Annotated in this window: 15 protein-coding genes; 12 read left to right on the top strand and 3 right to left on the bottom strand. The window is 66.9% G+C overall.

The window, feature by feature from the left end; genetic code table 11:
- Window positions 1–16: 16 nt before the first annotated feature.
- The 5 genes from cobN to ACWGS9_RS14610 are packed head-to-tail and all read left to right on the top strand — an operon-like array spanning window position 17 to window position 7,299.
- Entirely contained in the window at window positions 17–3,658 is a 3,642-nt protein-coding gene (cobN, locus tag ACWGS9_RS14630; RefSeq protein WP_454505920.1) for a cobaltochelatase subunit CobN, read from the top strand.
- On the top strand, window positions 3,655–5,148 hold the full coding sequence (gene cobG, locus ACWGS9_RS14625; RefSeq protein WP_454505919.1) for a precorrin-3B synthase: 1,494 nt from the start codon (window positions 3,655–3,657) through the stop codon (window positions 5,146–5,148). The genes cobN and cobG overlap by 4 nt, the downstream gene beginning before the upstream one ends.
- Window positions 5,149–5,150: 2 nt before the next feature.
- Window positions 5,151–5,783 carry a precorrin-8X methylmutase gene (locus ACWGS9_RS14620; protein ID WP_454505918.1) on the top strand — a complete coding sequence of 211 codons (633 nt, stop codon included), beginning with the start codon at window positions 5,151–5,153 and terminating at the stop codon, window positions 5,781–5,783.
- Window positions 5,780–6,538 (top strand): precorrin-2 C(20)-methyltransferase, encoded by a 759-nt coding sequence (locus ACWGS9_RS14615; RefSeq protein WP_454505917.1) that lies wholly within the window; start codon window positions 5,780–5,782, stop codon window positions 6,536–6,538. The genes ACWGS9_RS14620 and ACWGS9_RS14615 overlap by 4 nt, the downstream gene beginning before the upstream one ends.
- A complete protein-coding gene (locus ACWGS9_RS14610) occupies window positions 6,535–7,299 on the top strand; it encodes a precorrin-3B C(17)-methyltransferase (protein ID WP_454505916.1) in 765 nt (254 codons plus the stop codon). Before ACWGS9_RS14615 ends, ACWGS9_RS14610 begins: the two co-directional genes overlap by 4 nt.
- Here ACWGS9_RS14610 and ACWGS9_RS14605 read toward each other — a convergent pair.
- Window positions 7,263–8,030, bottom strand: a complete 768-nt coding sequence (locus tag ACWGS9_RS14605; protein WP_454505915.1) for a cobalt-precorrin-6A reductase — start codon at window positions 8,028–8,030, stop codon at window positions 7,263–7,265. The genes ACWGS9_RS14610 and ACWGS9_RS14605 overlap by 37 nt on opposite strands.
- Window position 8,031: 1 nt before the next feature.
- On the opposite strand from ACWGS9_RS14605, the gene cbiE reads away from it, so the two are divergent.
- From cbiE to cobT, 7 genes are read left to right on the top strand one after another with little or no spacing between them, the layout of a single operon-like run.
- On the top strand, window positions 8,032–9,267 hold the full coding sequence (gene cbiE, locus ACWGS9_RS14600; RefSeq protein ID WP_454505914.1) for a precorrin-6y C5,15-methyltransferase (decarboxylating) subunit CbiE: 1,236 nt from the start codon (window positions 8,032–8,034) through the stop codon (window positions 9,265–9,267).
- Window positions 9,264–9,650: a cobalamin biosynthesis protein gene (locus ACWGS9_RS14595; protein ID WP_454505913.1), complete on the top strand. Its 387-nt coding sequence runs from the start codon at window positions 9,264–9,266 to the stop codon at window positions 9,648–9,650. Before cbiE ends, ACWGS9_RS14595 begins: the two co-directional genes overlap by 4 nt.
- Complete coding sequence (gene cobM / locus ACWGS9_RS14590; protein ID WP_454505912.1) at window positions 9,647–10,411, top strand: precorrin-4 C(11)-methyltransferase; 765 nt, start codon at window positions 9,647–9,649, stop codon at window positions 10,409–10,411. The genes ACWGS9_RS14595 and cobM overlap by 4 nt, the downstream gene beginning before the upstream one ends.
- Entirely contained in the window at window positions 10,408–11,223 is an 816-nt protein-coding gene (cobA, locus tag ACWGS9_RS14585; RefSeq protein ID WP_454505911.1) for a uroporphyrinogen-III C-methyltransferase, read from the top strand. Before cobM ends, cobA begins: the two co-directional genes overlap by 4 nt.
- Entirely contained in the window at window positions 11,220–12,536 is a 1,317-nt protein-coding gene (locus ACWGS9_RS14580) for a cobyrinate a,c-diamide synthase (protein ID WP_454505910.1), read from the top strand. The genes cobA and ACWGS9_RS14580 overlap by 4 nt, the downstream gene beginning before the upstream one ends.
- The gene (gene cobS, locus ACWGS9_RS14575; protein ID WP_454505909.1) at window positions 12,533–13,300 is read left to right on the top strand and encodes an adenosylcobinamide-GDP ribazoletransferase; all 768 of its coding nucleotides are present in this window, start codon (window positions 12,533–12,535) and stop codon (window positions 13,298–13,300) included. Before ACWGS9_RS14580 ends, cobS begins: the two co-directional genes overlap by 4 nt.
- Window positions 13,301–13,324: 24 nt before the next feature.
- Window positions 13,325–14,350, top strand: a complete 1,026-nt coding sequence (gene cobT / locus ACWGS9_RS14570; RefSeq protein WP_454505908.1) for a nicotinate-nucleotide--dimethylbenzimidazole phosphoribosyltransferase — start codon at window positions 13,325–13,327, stop codon at window positions 14,348–14,350.
- Between the two features lie 354 nt (window positions 14,351–14,704).
- On the opposite strand, the gene ACWGS9_RS14565 is transcribed toward cobT, so the two are convergent.
- Both ACWGS9_RS14565 and ACWGS9_RS14560 read right to left on the bottom strand, forming a co-directional pair.
- Window positions 14,705–15,541, bottom strand: coding sequence for a hypothetical protein (locus tag ACWGS9_RS14565; protein ID WP_454505907.1), 837 nt, complete (start codon window positions 15,539–15,541; stop codon window positions 14,705–14,707).
- 380 nt (window positions 15,542–15,921) lie between these two features.
- Complete coding sequence (locus tag ACWGS9_RS14560) at window positions 15,922–16,155, bottom strand: hypothetical protein (protein WP_454505906.1); 234 nt, start codon at window positions 16,153–16,155, stop codon at window positions 15,922–15,924.
- Window positions 16,156–16,303 lie beyond the last annotated feature (148 nt).

Raw genomic sequence — 16,303 nt, 5'->3', positions numbered from 1 at the left:
GCCAACACGACAAGCGATGCATATCCTCACCACCACATCCGCTTCGCTCGACGATCTCGCCGAGCCGATCGATCTCAGGCAGACGCCTGCGGATGTCGTGGCGCTGTCCTTTACCGACAGCGATCTCGCTGGCCTCGCCGCCGCCTGGAAGGCGGACGCCGAGCGGTTGCCGTCAATGCGGCTTGCGGCCCTTCGCGACCTTCGCCACCCGATGTCGGTCGATCTGTGGATCGACAGCGTCGCACGCCACGCCAAGGTCGTCCTTGTCCGCATCCTCGGCGGCTATGACTGGTGGCGCTACGGCTGCGACCAACTCGCCGCGGTCGCACGCGAGCGCGGCATAAAGCTGGCGCTGCTGCCCGGCGAAAGCCATGACGAGGACCAGCGCCTGATCGAAAGCTCGACCCTGCCGCGCGCCGAATTGGACGCCTTGCTCGGCTATTTCCGCGAAGGCGGCCCGGCGAACATGGTGGCGCTGGTGCACAGGCTGGCGCGGCTTGCCGGGGCTGAGGCGGCCGTGGCCGAGCCGGTCAGCGTGCCGAAAGCGGGGTTTTATCAGTCTGGGCTGGGGGTTGTGGAGAAGCCGGACCTTTCAAACGCCGGCGTTCCTTCGCACCCCCCTCTGTCCTGCCGGACATCTCCCCCGCAAGGGGGGAGATCAGCCGTCGCCGGCCCCGGCACCTCTTCTGCTGACTCAACGGTAGAACGTTCTGCAGCATCTGCGGTTGGCGAAATCGTCGATGACAGCTCAATCTCCCCCCTTGCGGGGGAGATGTCCGGCAGGACAGAGGGGGGTGTGACGAAACTCGACGCCAACAATTTCGGCGTCGTCCCCATCCTCTTCTACCGCTCGATGCTGCTAGCCGCCGACGTGGCACCGGTCGACGCGCTGGCCGAAGCGCTGCGCTCGCAAGGCATAACGCCCGTCCCAATCTTCGTCTCCAGCCTCAAGGACCCGGTTTCTCTCGCCTTCGTCGAAACCGCCCTCGCCTCACTGAACCCTGTCGCCATCGTCACCGCCACCGCCTTTGCCTCCGGCGCCGAGCCTGGCGCCGAAACCCTGTTCGACCGCGCCGGCGTGCCGGTCTTCCAAGTCATCGTCGCCACGACGAGACGCGAGGTCTGGGAAAAGAACCAGCGCGGTCTCGCCCCCGCCGACCTTGCCATGCATGTGGTCCTGCCCGAGCTCGACGGCCGCATCCTGGCCGGCGCGATCTCGTTCAAGGGTGAAATCGAAACCGATCCGGCGCTGGCTTTTCGCGCTTTCGCCAACCGGCCGGAGGCGGACCGCGTCGAGCAAGTCGCTAGGCGCATCGCGGCGTTCATCAGCCTGCAGCGGACGGAGCGAGCCAAGCGCAAGCTGGCGATCTTGATTCCGGATTACCCGAGCGCGCCAGGGCGTACGGGCTATGCCGTCGGGCTGGATGTGCCGTCGAGCGTGCTTGCCATGCTGCATGACCTGAAGGAACAGGGCTATGCGGTTGACAGGATTCCGCAATCGCCGCGTGGGTTGCTTGATGCGCTGGAGGCTTCCGGCCATTCGATAGGGCTTGACGACTATCTCTCCTTTTCAACCGAATTGCCGACGGCCGCTATAGTTGCGGTTGAGGCCGCATGGGGCCAAGCAGAAGACGAGATAAGGTTGCGCGAGGCACCCCCCTCTGTCTCCCGCCTTGCGGGGGAGATGTCCGGCAGGACAGAGGGGGGTGCTCACGCGCCAACCTCGGCGGGCTTCCCCTTCCGCGCCGCCACCTTCGGCAACGTCGCGGTGGCGCTCGCCCCCGATCGCGGCCGCTCCGCCGATCGCCGCGCCGACTACCACGACCCGACCCTTCCCCCTCGCCACGAACTGATCGCCTTCGGCCTGTGGCTGCGCAAATCCCTTGGCGTGCACGCCATCGTCCACATCGGCGCGCACGGCACGCTGGAGTGGCTGCCGGGCAAGACGGTCGCGCTCTCCGAGAGCTGCTTCCCCGAGATCGTCACCGGCTCGCTGCCGGTCATCTATCCCTTCATCGTCTCCAATCCCGGCGAGGCTGCGCAAGCCAAGCGCCGCATCTCGGCCGTGACGCTCGGCCATCTGCCGCCGCCGCTGGCCGGCGCCGGGCTCGACGAAGCTCAGCAGCGGCTCGAGCGGCTGGTCGATGAGTATGCCCAGGCCGACGGCCTCGACCGCCGCCGCCGCGACCGGCTGGCCAAACTCATCGTCGAGACGGCACAGAAGACTGGCCTCGCTTCTGAAGCCGGCGTGGCCCGAACCGACGCGCCGGACGAAGCGCTGCGCCGCATCGACGCCTGGCTCTGCGACCTCAAGGATTTCGCCGTCAAGGACGGGCTGCATGTCTACGGCCGCGCGCCGGAAGACGAAGCCGATCCGCTGCGCCGGCAAAGTGCCGCGGCCGAAAAGGCTGCCCTGCTCGCCGCGCTTGACGGCCGCCATATCAAGGCAGGCCCGGCCGGCGCGCCGGCGCGCGGCCGCTCCGACGTGCTGCCCACCGGCCGCAACCTCTTCACCTCCGATCCGCGCACCATGCCGACGCCGACCGCCTATGATCTCGGCCAGGCGGCGGCGGAGGAAGTCGTGCGCAGCTACATGCAGAGCCATGGCGACTGGCCGCGCTCGCTGGTCATCGACCTCTGGGGCTCGGCCTCGCTGCGCACCGGCGGCGAAGAGATCGCGCAAGGCCTGGCGCTGATGGGTTGCCGACCGCAATGGGATGCCGCCAGCGGCCGCGTCACCGGCGTCGAGGTGCTGCCGCCGGCAGCACTCGGCCGCCCGCGCGTCGACGTCACCTGGCGCATTTCCGGCCTGTTCCGCGACATGTTCCCGACCCAGATCGCGCTGATCGATGCTGCCGCCAACGCGGTCGCCGGCCGTGACGAGGACGATTCGGAAAACCCGCTCGCGGCCGCGACCCGCGTTCAAGGCAAGGTCAGCCCGCGCATTTTCGGCACCTCGCCCGGCACTTACGGCGCAGGCGTCGAGGATCTGCTGTCGCGCGGCGAATGGGGTGCGCGCGAGGAGATCGGCCGCGCCTATCTCGACGCCACTTCGCACGCCTATGGCGGCGCCGACGGCGAAGCGATTGCCGCGCCTGGCGCCTTCGAGGGCCGGATCGCCGAAGCCGATCTTCTCGTCCATACGGGAGACGACCCCGGCCGCGACATCCTCGAAGGTTCGGCCGATGTCGCCTTTATCGGCGGGTTTTCAGCCGCACTTGCAGCTCTTGGCAGGAATGCCGACGTCATCGTGCTCGACACGACCGACCCCTGGAAGCCGAAGCCGCGTTCGGTGAGCGAAGCTGTATCGCGCGTGGTGCGGGCCCGCGCCGTCAATCCGCGCTTCATCGCCGGCCAGATGCGCCACGGCCCGCGCGGCGCCTCGGAATTCGCCGAAACGGTCGATCGTCTGGTCGGCTTTGCCGAGACAACGCATGCCATATCGGGCGCGCTGATCGAGGCGGTGCACGACGCCTATGTCGGCGACGCGGACGTCCGCGCCTTCCTTTTGCGCGAGAACCCGGCGGCGGCAAAGATTATCGCCGAGCGCTTCTTGTCGGCGCGGCGGCGTGGCCTCTGGCATCCGTTGCGCAATTCCATCGACGACGATCTCGCCGCCTTGATCGCCGAGGCCCAGGCAAGCGGGGTGGCGGCATGAACGCGTTTTCGCGCCGCGGCGCATGCCCTGCCCTCAGCGCGCCGATGCAGACCGGCGACGGGCTGCTGGTGCGGCTCAATCCGGTTGATGGAGGGCTTTCGCCCAAGTCGCTGATCGGACTTGGCGTATCCGCTCTGCGCCACGGCAACGGCATCATGGAAGTGACCGCGCGTGGCAGCCTGCAGATCCGCGGCCTGACGGCGGAAAGCGCGCGGTTGCTGGCGGCGGAGGTGGATGCGCTGGGCATTGCAGTGCGGACCGGCGTTCCGGTCGAGACAGGGCCGCTGGCAGGGATCGATCCGCAGGAGATCGCTGATCCTAGACCGCTGGCGGAGTGGATCAGGGCGGCGATTGAGGAAGCCGGGTTGCCGGCAAGGCTGGGGCCGAAAGTGTCGGTGGTTGTCGATGGCGGCGGCCAATTGACGATGGATGCGCTGACGGCTGACGTGAGGTTGGAGGCGGTGCGGGCCGGCGCAAGCGTCCTTTGGAGCGTTTCGGTTAGCGGTGACGCGCGCGGTTCAAGGCCGCTCGCGACCGTCGATGCGGACGCTGCCCGGGACATAACTGTTGCCGCTCTCCGGATGGTCGCTGAAAAAGGCCGCGAGGCACACGCGCGGGATCTGTCGGAGCGGCAGCTTGCCTCGCTCGCAGGCTGGCACTCCGTCACACCCCCCTCTGTCCTGCCGGACATCTCCCCCGCAAGGGGGGAGATTAGCAGCTCCGCCGTCGGCACTCCTCCCTTGTCCGAAACTGATGCAGCGTTTGCGATTGGCGAAGTCGGCCGCGACAAGTCAATCTCCCCCCTTGCGGGGGAGATGTCCGGCAGGACAGAGGGGGGTGCGAAGGAACGTCAACCTTCGAAAAGTCCCATCGGGCTTTTTGATGTTACAAGCACCCTCGCCCTCGGCATCGCCCTGCCCTTCGGCAGCATACCGGCCCCAAACCTTATCGAACTCGCCACACAAGCCTTGAACCTCGGCTCCCCCGAGATCCGCCTCGCCCCAGGCCGCGCCCTACTCTTCCTCGGCCTCTCCCCCACAGCCTGCGCCTCGCTACAATCCGCCGCCGCGACCTTCGGCTTTGTCACCTCCCCCGCCGACCCGCGCACCCGCATCGCCGCCTGCCCCGGCACGCCGGCCTGCGCTTCCGGCCGCATCGCCACCCGCGCCATCGCCGAGACGATCGCAACCGAATGCGCCGACCTCCTCGACACCTCCCTCACCCTGCACGTCTCCGGCTGCGCCAAGGGCTGCGCGCATCCGGGCAAGGCGGCTCTGACCGTGGTCGGCGACGAAAACGGAGCCGGACTTGTCGTGGACGGGACGGCAAAGGCCCTTCCTGCCGGATACAGGCCGGGCTATGACGCCGCGCGCGGGGTCGCCGGCATTGCGACGGCGATCCGCCGTGAACGACATCAAGGCGAAACCGCCGCTGCCTGCCTGGCAAGGCTTGGCGCTGCCGGCATCGCTGAACTCTATCGACGGAACTAAGAATGGCCGCCTACGACTATATCCATGACGGGATGGCGATCTACGAGCGCTCTTTCGCTATAATCCGCGCCGAGGCGGACCTCTCGCGCTTTTCCGAATCGGAGGCCGATGTCGCGATCCGCATGATCCATGCCTGCGGCCAGGTCGAAGCCGCCAGCCATTTCGTGTTCTCCAGTGGTTTCGTCGATGCGGCGCGCACCGCATTGGCCGCCGGCGCTCCCATCTTCTGCGATGCCGAGATGGTCGCCCACGGCGTCACCCGCGCCCGCCTGCCGGCCGGCAACGAGGTGATCTGCACGTTGCGCGACCCGCGCACGCACGAGATCGCCAAGGAAATCGGCAACACCCGCTCGGCTGCGGCGATCGATCTTTGGGGTGAGCGCATCGCCGGATCGGTCGTCGCCATCGGCAACGCGCCGACCGCGCTCTTCTATCTGCTGGAAAAACTGCGCGACGGCGCGCCGAAGCCTGCAGCGATCATCGGCATGCCTGTCGGCTTCGTCGGTGCCGCCGAATCCAAGGATGCGCTGGCCGAGAATTCCTATGGCGTGCCCTACGCCATCGTGCGCGGCAGGCTCGGCGGCAGCGCCATGACGGCGGCCGCGCTTAATTCGTTGGCGAGGCCGGGCCTGTGAACGCGCTCCCGAAGGGACGCCTGGTCGGCGTCGGCACCGGTCCCGGCGATCCGGAGCTTTTGACGTTGAAGGCGGCGCGCGCGCTGGCCGAGGCCGACGTCGTCGCCTATTTCGCCAAGCGCGGCAACAACAGCAATGCGCGCGCCATCGTCGAGGCACGCTTCCGGCCGGACATGATCGAAGTGCCGCTGCTCTACCCGGTGACGACCGAGATCGACAAGGATCACGACGACTACCGCTCGCAGATCACCGATTTCTACGAGCAGTCCGCCGAACAGGTCGCAGAACATCTCGGCGCCGGCAGGATGGTGGCCGTGCTTTCGGAAGGCGATCCACTCTTCTATGGCTCCTACATGCATCTGCATGTGCGCCTTGCGCACCGCTTCCCGACCGAAGTCATCCCCGGCATCACAGCCATGTCCGGCTGCTGGTCGACGACAGGCCTGCCGATCGTGCAGGGCGACGACGTGCTGACCGTGCTGCCGGGTACGATGAGCGAGTTCGAGCTGACCCGCCGGCTGGCCGACACCGATGCCGCCGTCATCATGAAGGTCGGCCGCAACCTGCCAAAGATCCGGCGCGCGCTGGAAGCGACGGGCAAGCTGGCAAAGGCCGTCTATGTCGAGCGTGGTACCATGCCGGGCAGCGTCTCGATGAGGCTTGCCGAAAAGGTGGACGACAAGGCGCCCTACTTCGCCATCGTGCTGGTCGCCGGCTGGTCGGCCCGCCCCGGAGCCCACGGGGCAAAGCCATGAGCGGCCGCCTTACAGTCATCGGCCTTGGTCCCGGCAATGCCGACCAGGTCACGCCGCAGGCCAGTCAAGCGGTGGCCGAGGCTTCGTTCTTCTATGGCTACAAACCCTATCTCGACCGGCTTGAGCTGCGGCCGGACCAGATGCGCATCGCTTCCGATAACCGCGAGGAGCTCGCCCGTTCCAACGAGGCGTTGGCCAAGGCGGCCGAGGGCCATAGCGTCGCCGTCGTTTCCGGCGGCGATCCCGGCGTCTTTGCCATGGCCGCGGCCGTTTGCGAGGCGATCGAAGCTGGTCCCGCCGAGTGGCGAGGAATCGACCTTGCCGTGGTTCCCGGCGTCACCGCCATGCTCGCGGTTGCCGCCCGCATCGGCGCGCCACTCGGCCATGATTTCTGCGCCATCTCGCTCTCCGACAATCTGAAGCCGTGGGACCTGATCGAGCTGCGCCTGCTGGCGGCGGCCGGAGCCGGCTTCGTCATCGCGCTCTACAACCCGATCAGCAAAGCCCGCCCCTGGCAGCTCGGCCGCGCCTTCGAATGCCTGAAGGCAATCCTGCCCGGCACCACGCCGGTGATCTTCGGCCGCGCCGCCGGCCGGCCCGACGAGCGCATCGAGGTGTTTTTGTTGGCGGACGCCGATGCGGAAAAGGCCGACATGTCGACCTGCATCATCATCGGCTCGCCCGAGACCCGCATCATCAAGCGCGGCAAAAAGCCCGCGCTGGTCTACACGCCGCGTTCGGCAACGGGGTCGAAAAGATGATCGACTTTTCGCGCCAGCGCATCGACGGTTTGGGCCGAAGCGACGTCCGGCAATGCCGGTCGGCGGATCATGACCACCTCGATACTGAGCGCCCGCGCCGCGGCGATCTTGCCGTAAGTTGCATCGCCACCGCTATTTTTGGAAACGACAGCATCGATCCTGTATTTTTCGAGCAGCGCCCGTTCATCCGCTTCGGGAAACGGCCCACGCGCCAGGATGTAAAGCGCATCCGGCACCGCGAGCTTCGGCTCGACGGGATCGACGCTGCGGATCAGATAGCGGTGCTGCGGGGCAGCCTCGAAGGCACCGGCCTCCTGCCGGCCGATCGCGAGGAAAGCGCGGCGCGGCGGCGTGCCAAGCGCGCTTGCCGCCTCGGTGACATTGTCGACCAGCGTCCAGCGATCGCCCGCGACAGGCTCCCAGCCGGGACGCCGCAGCGCAAGGATCGGTACGCCGGATTGCCGCGCCGCATCAGCGGCGTTGGCCGAGATACGCGCGGCGTATGGATGCGTGGCGTCGATCAGCAGATCGACGCGCTCCTCGCGGAGATGGGCGGCCAACCCGTCCGCGCCGCCAAAGCCGCCGACACGCACCGGCACGCCTTGCGCGACGGGGCTTTCGGTGCGGCCGGCGAGCGACAGCACGACCGAGGAATTCTCGCGGCCGGCGAGCTTCCCCGCCAGTTGCCGGGCTTCCGTCGTTCCGCCGAGGATCAGGATACGGTGGGTCATCATGCCTGCTAAGGGTCCGCGCGCCGCCGGCTCAAGGTGGCTCACCATCGTCGGCCTCGGCGAGGACGGTGTAGCGGGTCTCGGCGACGAGGCCAAGCAGCACATCGCGCAGGCGGAAGTCGTCTTCGGCGGCAAGCGGCATCTTGGTCTCGTCGCAAACTTGGCCAAGGGCGAGGCGCGCACTTGGCCGACGCCGTTCGATGCCGAAATGCGCGACGTGCTGGCGCTCAAAGGCAAAAAAATCTGCGTGCTCGCCTCCGGCGACCCGTTCTTCCATGGCGTCGGCGTGACGCTGGCGCGCAAGGTCAAGCCGGAACAGATGCTCGTCTTGCCGGCGCCCTCCTCGCTGTCGCTGGCGGCATCGCGCCTCGGCTGGGCGCTGCAGGACATCGAGACCATCTCGCTGCACGGCCATTCGATCGATCTGATCCGTCCGTTGCTTCATCCGGGCGCTCGTATCCTTGCCCTGACATCGGACGGCGACGCACCGGCGGCCATCGCCGGTCTGCTTGACGAACTCGGCTTCGGCCCTTCGCGGCTGACGGTTCTCGAAGCACTTGGCGGTGCGGATGAAGCGCATCGAACTTCCCGCGCCGATGCCTTCGATCTCAAAAACATCAATCCGCTCAACGTGCTGGCGCTCGAAATTGAATCGACGGCGGATGCGCGCATCCTGCCTTTGACCGTCGGTCTTGCCGATCATCTGTTCGAGCATGACGGCCAGATCACCAAGCGCGAGATTCGTGCGATCACGCTCGCGGCGCTGGCGCCAAAGCGCGGCGAGCTGTTGTGGGATGTCGGCGCCGGTTCCGGCTCGATCGGCATCGAATGGATGCTGGCTCATTCCTCGCTGCGTGCCATCGCCATCGAGGCCAACAGCGAACGCGCCGCCCGCATCGCCCGCAACGCCGCGCATTGCGGCGTGCCCGGCCTTGTCGTGGTCGAAGGCGTCGTGCCCAGGGCGTTCGTCAAACTCGAGACGCCGGATGCGATCTTCATCGGCGGCGGCGGCAGCGATGCCGGCGTTCTGGAGAAGGCGATCAAGGCGCTCGGTCCCGGGGGCCGGCTGGTCGCCAATGCGGTGACCCTGGAGATGGAGGCGCTGCTGCTCGATCAGCACAACAGGCTCGGCGGCGACCTAACCCGGATTGCGCTGTCGCGCGCGGCCCCCGTCGGCTCCATGCAGGCTTGGCGTCCGGCCATGCCGGTCACGCAGTGGAGCTGGGTGAAGCCATGATGGTCGCGGGCATCGGCAGCCGTAGAGGCGTGACGTCAAGCGACGTGCGCGCTGCTGTCGAGACCGCGCTTGAGGCACATGGACTGGCGATGACCGCGCTGTCGGCGCTGGCGACCGGCGAAATCAAGCGCGACGAGCAGGCAATCTTCCTTGCCGGTCGCGACCTCGACCTCCCCGTGCTGGTCATCTCCGATGCCGCGCTGCAGGCGGTCTCGTCCGGCACGATCAGCCGATCCGAGGCGTCACAGACCCAGGCAGGCACGCCTTCGGTCTCGGAAGCCTCGGCACTGGCAGCGGCCGGAAAAGGCGCAACACTGCTTGGACCGCGCACCGTGCTCGGGCGGGTGACCTGCGCCATCGCTCTCGGCGGAGGGGCCGCATGACCGTCCATTTCATCGGAGCCGGCCCGGGTGCGGCCGACCTCATCACCTTACGCGGCAGCCGCCTGCTGGGGGCCTGCCCTGTCTGCCTCTACGCCGGCTCGATCGTCGCGCCGGAACTGCTCGAACACTGCACGCCCGGCACGAAGCTGATCGACACCGCGCCGATGTCGCTGGACGAGATCGAGGCCGAATATGTCGCCGCGCACAAGGCCGGCCAGGATGTCGCGCGCCTGCATTCGGGCGACCTCTCCGTTTGGAGCGCCGTCGCCGAACAGATCAGGCGCCTGGAAAAGCACGCCATCCCCTACACGCTGACGCCCGGCGTGCCCTCCTTCGCCGCGGCGGCGGCCGCACTGCGTCGGGAACTCACCATTCCCGAACTCGCGCAAAGCCTGGTGCTGACCCGCGTCTCCGGCCGCGCTTCGAAAATGCCACCCGGCGAGACGCTGGCCGGCTTCGGCCGTACCGGTGCCACGCTCGCCATTCATCTTGCCATCCATGCCATCGACCGCGTCGTTGCGGATTTGGCGCCGCTCTACGGCGCCGAATGCCCGGTCGCGGTCGTCTTCCGCGCCTCCTGGCCGGACGAGCGCATCCTGACCGGCACGCTGGGTACCATCGAAGCGCAACTGGCGGAGAACCCGATGGAGCGCACGGCGATCATCTTCGTCGGCAGCGCCTTGGCCGCACAGGATTTCGGCGAAAGCTCACTTTACGACGCTCACTACCAGCGGCGTTTTCGCGGACGGGACGGATTGTGAACGGCAGCGCCAATACAAACGGACGGGCAACGGTGGAGCAGGCGCTGGCGCGGCTGAACTTCAAGCCGCGCGAGCTGGAACCCGGCCATGTCTGGCTGGCCGGCGCCGGCCCCGGCGATCCCGGCTGCCTGACGCTTGAGGTGCTGGCCGCGCTCGGGCAGTGCGACGCGCTGGTCTATGACGCCCTTGTCTCGCCCGATGTCGTGGCGGTCGCCCAAGGCGCCGAGCTCTTCTACGCTGGAAAACGCGGCGGCCAGCCCTCGATGAAGCAGGATGACATCAATGCCCTTCTGGTGCGGCTGGCGCGCGAAGGCCGCCGCGTCGTGCGGTTGAAGGGCGGCGATCCCTATATTTTCGGCCGCGGCGGCGAAGAGGCTTTGGCGCTCGCAGGCGAAAACATACCGTTCCGGGTGCTCTCCGGCCTGACCTCGGGCCTCAGCGCGCTTGCAGCTACAGGCATCCCCGCCACCATGCGCGGCATCAACAAGGCCGTCATCCTCGCCACCGGCCATGCCGCCGGCACCGATGACGACATCGACTGGGCGGCGATCGCCCGCACCGGACAGCCGGTCGTCGTCTATATGGGCATGGCCAATCTGCCGGTGATCGCAGCAAAGCTGCTCGAGGGCGGCCTAGCACCGTCGACACCCGCCGCGGTGATCGTCGCGGCGACCACGCCGCGGGAGCGCATCGTCGTCGCCACGCTGGCGACCATCGCCGAGGAGGCCGCGGCCGCCGGGCTCGCCTCGCCGGCATTGATCGTGGTCGGCGGCATCGTCGCCATGCGCGCGGCACTGGTGGGCGGCACATGACGGCGCGCGCGATCATCATCGGCGCGCCGCGTTCGGGCTCGGGCAAGACCAGCGTCACCATCGGCCTGTTGCGCGCGCTCGCCCGGCGTGGAATGAAGGTGCGCGGCGCGAAGTCCGGACCGGACTATATCGACCCGGGCTTTCACACCGCTGCCACCGGCCTCTCCGGCGTCAATCTGGACAGTTGGGCGATGTCGCCTTCCCTGCTCAATGCGCTGGCCTTGCAGGCAACGGATGATGCCGAATACGTCATCCTCGAAAGCGCGATGGGCCTGTTCGACGGCATCCCCGCGCCGGAGGGCCGCTCCGGCTCAGCCGCCGATCTCGCCCGGCTCTATGGCCTGCCGGTGCTTCTGGTGCTCGACGTTTCCGGGCAGTCGACCACGGCGGCGGCAGTGGCCAAGGGCTTCGCGACCTATGATCCTGATGTGCGTATGGCAGGCGTCGTGCTCAACCGTCTTGGCAGCGAACGCCACCGGCGCCTGTCGGGCGACGCGATCGAAGCGATCGGCCTGCCGGTGGTCGGCGCCATCCTGCGCGATCCGACGCTCAACCTGCCGGAACGGCATCTCGGCCTCGTCCAGGCCGGCGAGTACGAGAACCTGATGACGCATCTCGACCGGCTGGCCGACACGGTCGAGAAGTCGCTCGACATCGACGCCATCCTGGCGCTGGCGACCCCGCTGGAGCCGGCGGCCGGTGATTTTGGCGATGCCTTGCAGCCGCCTGGACAGCGCATCGCGCTGGCCGAGGATGCCGCCTTCACCTTCCTCTATCCTCATGTCGCCACGCATTGGCGCAAGGCCGGCGCCGAGATCGTGCCTTTCTCGCCGCTCGCCGACGAAGCGCCGGGGGAAAATTGCGATGTCTGCTGGCTTCCCGGCGGCTATCCCGAACTCCATGCCGGCAAACTCGCGGCTGCGACGAATTTCCAGGCAGGAATGGCGCGCTTTGCGGCGGCGAAGCCGGTTCATGGTGAGTGCGGCGGCTTCATGGCGCTGGGCGAAGTGCTGGAGGACGCGGACGGTGAGAGCCACAAGATGCTTGGCCTGCTCGGACATTCGACCAGCTTCGCGAGGCGCAAGATGAACCTTGGCTATCGCGAGGCGCGGTTGCGCGCCGCCTGCCCATTGGGGCCGGAGGGCACGGTGATCCGAGGCCATGAATTCCACTATGCGCAGATGCTTGCTGCCGGCAATGACGAGCCGCTGGCCGACCTCGCCGATGGCCAGGGCAACCCGCTCGGCGCCTCGGGCTACCGGCGCGGCCATGTCAGCGGCACCTTCTTCCATGCCATAGCGAGGGGCGCATGAGCGGCCCTTCCGCACCCCGGCAAGTGCTCGACGATATCGGCCTCAGCCTCGTCTTCTTCACTAGGCTGAGGTTGCCATCGAGCGATTTCAGCGGCCGCAGCCTTGCCGACGCGATCTGGGCCGCGCCCTTTGCCGGTCTCGCGGTGGCGATCATCGGCGCGCTCGTCTATGCCATCGCCACCGTCCTCGGCCTCGCCACGGGACCGGCCGCAGCACTCACGCTCGCCGCGACGATGCTCGTCACCGGCTGCCTGCACGAGGACGGATTTTCCGACATCGCCGACGGCTTCGGCGGCGGCAGGACACGCGACAGGAAACTGGAGATCATGCGCGACAGCCGCATCGGCGCCTATGGCGCCGCAGCCCTCGGCATCTCGCTGCTCATCCGCTGGAGCGCGCTTTCGCAACTCGCCGGCCCCGGCCACGTCTTCCTGGCGCTGCTTGCCGCCCATGCCGCCTCGCGCGGCCTGTTCGGCGCCTTCATGCATCTTCTGCCGCCGGCCCGCAGCGACGGACTGTCGGCGGGTGCCGGCACCGTCGCCCGCGAAACCGCAATCGTCGGTGCGGCGCTCGGCGCGGCGGCGCTGCTGGCGCTCGGTCTCGGCGGCGCGATCGCGGCGCTCATCCTGCTCGGCCTGCTCTTCACCGCTTTCCGCGCGCTTTGCCTCAGCCAGATCGGTGGCCAGACCGGCGACACGATCGGCGCGCTGCAGCAGCTCGGCGAGATCGCGGTGCTTCTCGTCGCTTCCGTTTGCCTTTCCTGACTCTCTTTCGGAGACCTTGCCCCCATGTCCCCCCAAAAAAAGTCCTTCAAATCCCTCGAAGACCTGCGTGCCGCCTGCCTCGACCTTCCGGCTGGCAGCGACGCTGCCGCCAGCGCCGTCGCGAAGCGGCAGGACACGCTGACCAAGCCGCCGGGCAGCCTCGGCCGGCTGGAAACCATCGCCGCCTGGCTGGGCCGCTGGCAGGGCCGCGACATGCCGAAGCTCGATGCCGTCAAAGTTTTCGTCTTTGCCGGCAATCACGGCGTCACGGCGCAGGGCGTCTCGGCCTATCCGTCCGAAGTCACCGTCCAGATGGTGGCCAACTTCGCCGGCGGCGGTGCGGCCATCAACCAGCTCGCGCGTATTGCAGGCGCCAGGCTCGATGTCATCCCGCTCGATCTCGACCATCCGACCGGCGATTTCACGATAACGCCGGCGATGGACGAGAAGGCTTTCCTTGCCGCGGTCTCGGCCGGCTATGATGCGGTGACCGGTGACCTCGACCTCGTCTGCTTTGGCGAGATGGGCATCGGCAACACCACGCCGGCGGCCGCGATCTCGACGGCGCTGTTCGGCGGCGGCGCTGAAAAATGGACCGGGCGCGGCACCGGCGTCGACGATGCCGGGCTGCAGCGCAAGGTCGTTGCCATCGAGGCAGGTCTCAAGCGCCACGCCGATTCGCTGTCCGACCCGCTGAAGATCGCGGCGGCCCTTGGCGGGCGCGAGCTGGCGGCAATCTTCGGCGCCACACTTGCCGCGCGCCACAACAACGTGCCGGTGCTGCTCGACGGCTTCGTCTGCACCGCCGCCGTGGCGCCGCTGGCCAGGCTCCACCCGACCGGCCTCGCCCACACCATCGCCGCCCATGTCTCGGCCGAAGCCGGCCACCGCCGCCTGCTCGAGGCGCTCGGCCTGCCGCCGCTGCTCGACCTCGGCATGCGGCTCGGCGAAGGCTCCGGCGCTTGCCTTGCCGTCAACATCGTGCGCTCTGCGCTCGAATGCCATGCGAGGATGGCAAGCTTCGCCGAGGCCGGTGTTTCGGAGAAGTAGAATAGGGAGGGGGGCGTTTCGCCGTTTGCGCGAAACGGTGAAACGCCCAGTCAATCTTCGAAGGGTCTGATGCGTGTCGCCCAGAAGTGTGCGCGGTTCTGGGACAACGACATGCATAAAAACAAGGACTTAAAGCGCGTCGCCTGAATCCGTTTCAGCGCGACGAGCTTTAACAGGTTGCTGAAAAAGTCGTGCACCGGCTGCCAAGCAAGTCGGAATTGGAGTCCAAACGAGAATCGAAAAGCGAACAAAACAGAATCAAAGCCACGAGTCGGCCGGACCAAAAACGTTTTTCAGCAGCCTGTTAAGGGGCAATGTCGCTCGGTTGCGACGCGAGCGATCGCGCGGGCAGGTTTATTGCGAGGCGGCGAACCCGCATTGCTTCTGTTCCATCTCGATCTGCTTCGTGATGCGGATGGCGTTCTGCGCATAGGCCTCGGTCACGGAGCCGCTATTCACGGTCTTATCCTTCAGCGGACTCACGGCGGCGCAGAGGTGGAAAACATGCGGTTCGGAGGACTTCGCGGCACCGTTTTCCGGCGCGATCCAGTACACGACATCCCGACCGGCAGGGTGACTCGCGTCCTTCGTCGCCGCGGTCACCGCAGAAGTATCTGTGGCGATCTCCTGAGCCTGGGCGGCGACATCGGGCGAACAGGCCGTGGTCGGCTGCCCGGCCCTGATCTGGGCCGCGCACGTGTTCATGTCCTGGGTGTACTGCTCGACCGACGGGGGCTTGAAGCTGACCCCCATTACCGTCGCAAGCACGGCCAGCGCAGCACCGACGCCCCCGGCAACCTTCTTGGTCTGCGGATCCATGTTCTTGTCGGTGAGGATAAGGAAGATCAGCGGGAGGAAGGCAATCAGCGTGATGATCGCGCCGAGCTGGTTTTGGAAGAAGAAGCTGGCCGTGTCGGATGCTCGGGCCGGGTCGTGACGGTTTGCTGCCTTCCACAGCAAGTTACCGGCGATTGCGAAAATCGCGATTCCGACCAGGATGCCGATCAGCAGCGGCAGGTTCCCTTGGTCGAACTTGTGCTGGTAAAACAAGACGATCCCGGCAATCTCGCCGCCAATGGCGACGATCCACGAGAGCGCGGCGAAAAGGCGGAGGCGCGTGGCGGCAGACTTCTGGCTCTGCGTTGCTTGCCAATCCTTGGTGACGTCTGCGGCCGGCTTGCTGTCGGTCATGACCAGTTCCCCTGAAATCGATACTTTGCAGGGCGGCGTCAATCGAAAGGCCAACTCGCCCGGCGCAGCATCATTGAACGAACGTCTCGTCGTCTGCCTCCGCAACGCAGCGAAAATGTGAGCGCCACGGCAGGCCACATCCCCATCAATATTGCGCACGAGCGAAAGCGTCCATACCCCTGGGGGCAGACCCCAATGTGGCGGTAGCTTTGCTCTTCTGCCTTCGCTGGCGACTCCGCAGTTCGCGTGCCCTTGTTTAAAAATTGAGTGAGCGCTTCTCCTTGCCTCCGCTGCGCCATCTGCGCGCGGAAATCCCCGATTGCGTCGAATGCCAACGGTATGGACCTCGTGACTTCATGAGCCCTCGCCGTTCAAGGCTCTCAGGTCTCGATTGCAGTCTCGGCGCTCACAACGGTATCGCCCATATCGAACTCGTTAGATTTGACCGAACCACATTTCCAACCATCCAAGCTAGGGGCGCTGATCGACTCATCGCGGGCCCATGCCTCCACCGTCCCGGGAAGCGCCCCGACAACCCCGGCGATCGCTGTCGCAGCAAGTAATTCGCGCTCTGTCTGCGATAGCCTTTTTGTTGGCATGACCAGCCGCGCCATTCGTCCCTTCGGATATGGATAGAATATCCATTTTCGACAGAGATATATCCATTGCACGTTGGTATCGCCAACCGCAGGGCTAGACGATGGCGGTTGGCCGAACTTCGTTGGCCAGTTGCTGCAAAACCCGAACGAGGAACAAGCCTGG

It is taken from the genome of Mesorhizobium sp. Arg314, from assembly GCF_053714275.1.
The sequence above is the reverse complement of the archived record's forward strand: the minus strand, read 5'-3'. Positions and strand labels throughout refer to the sequence as shown.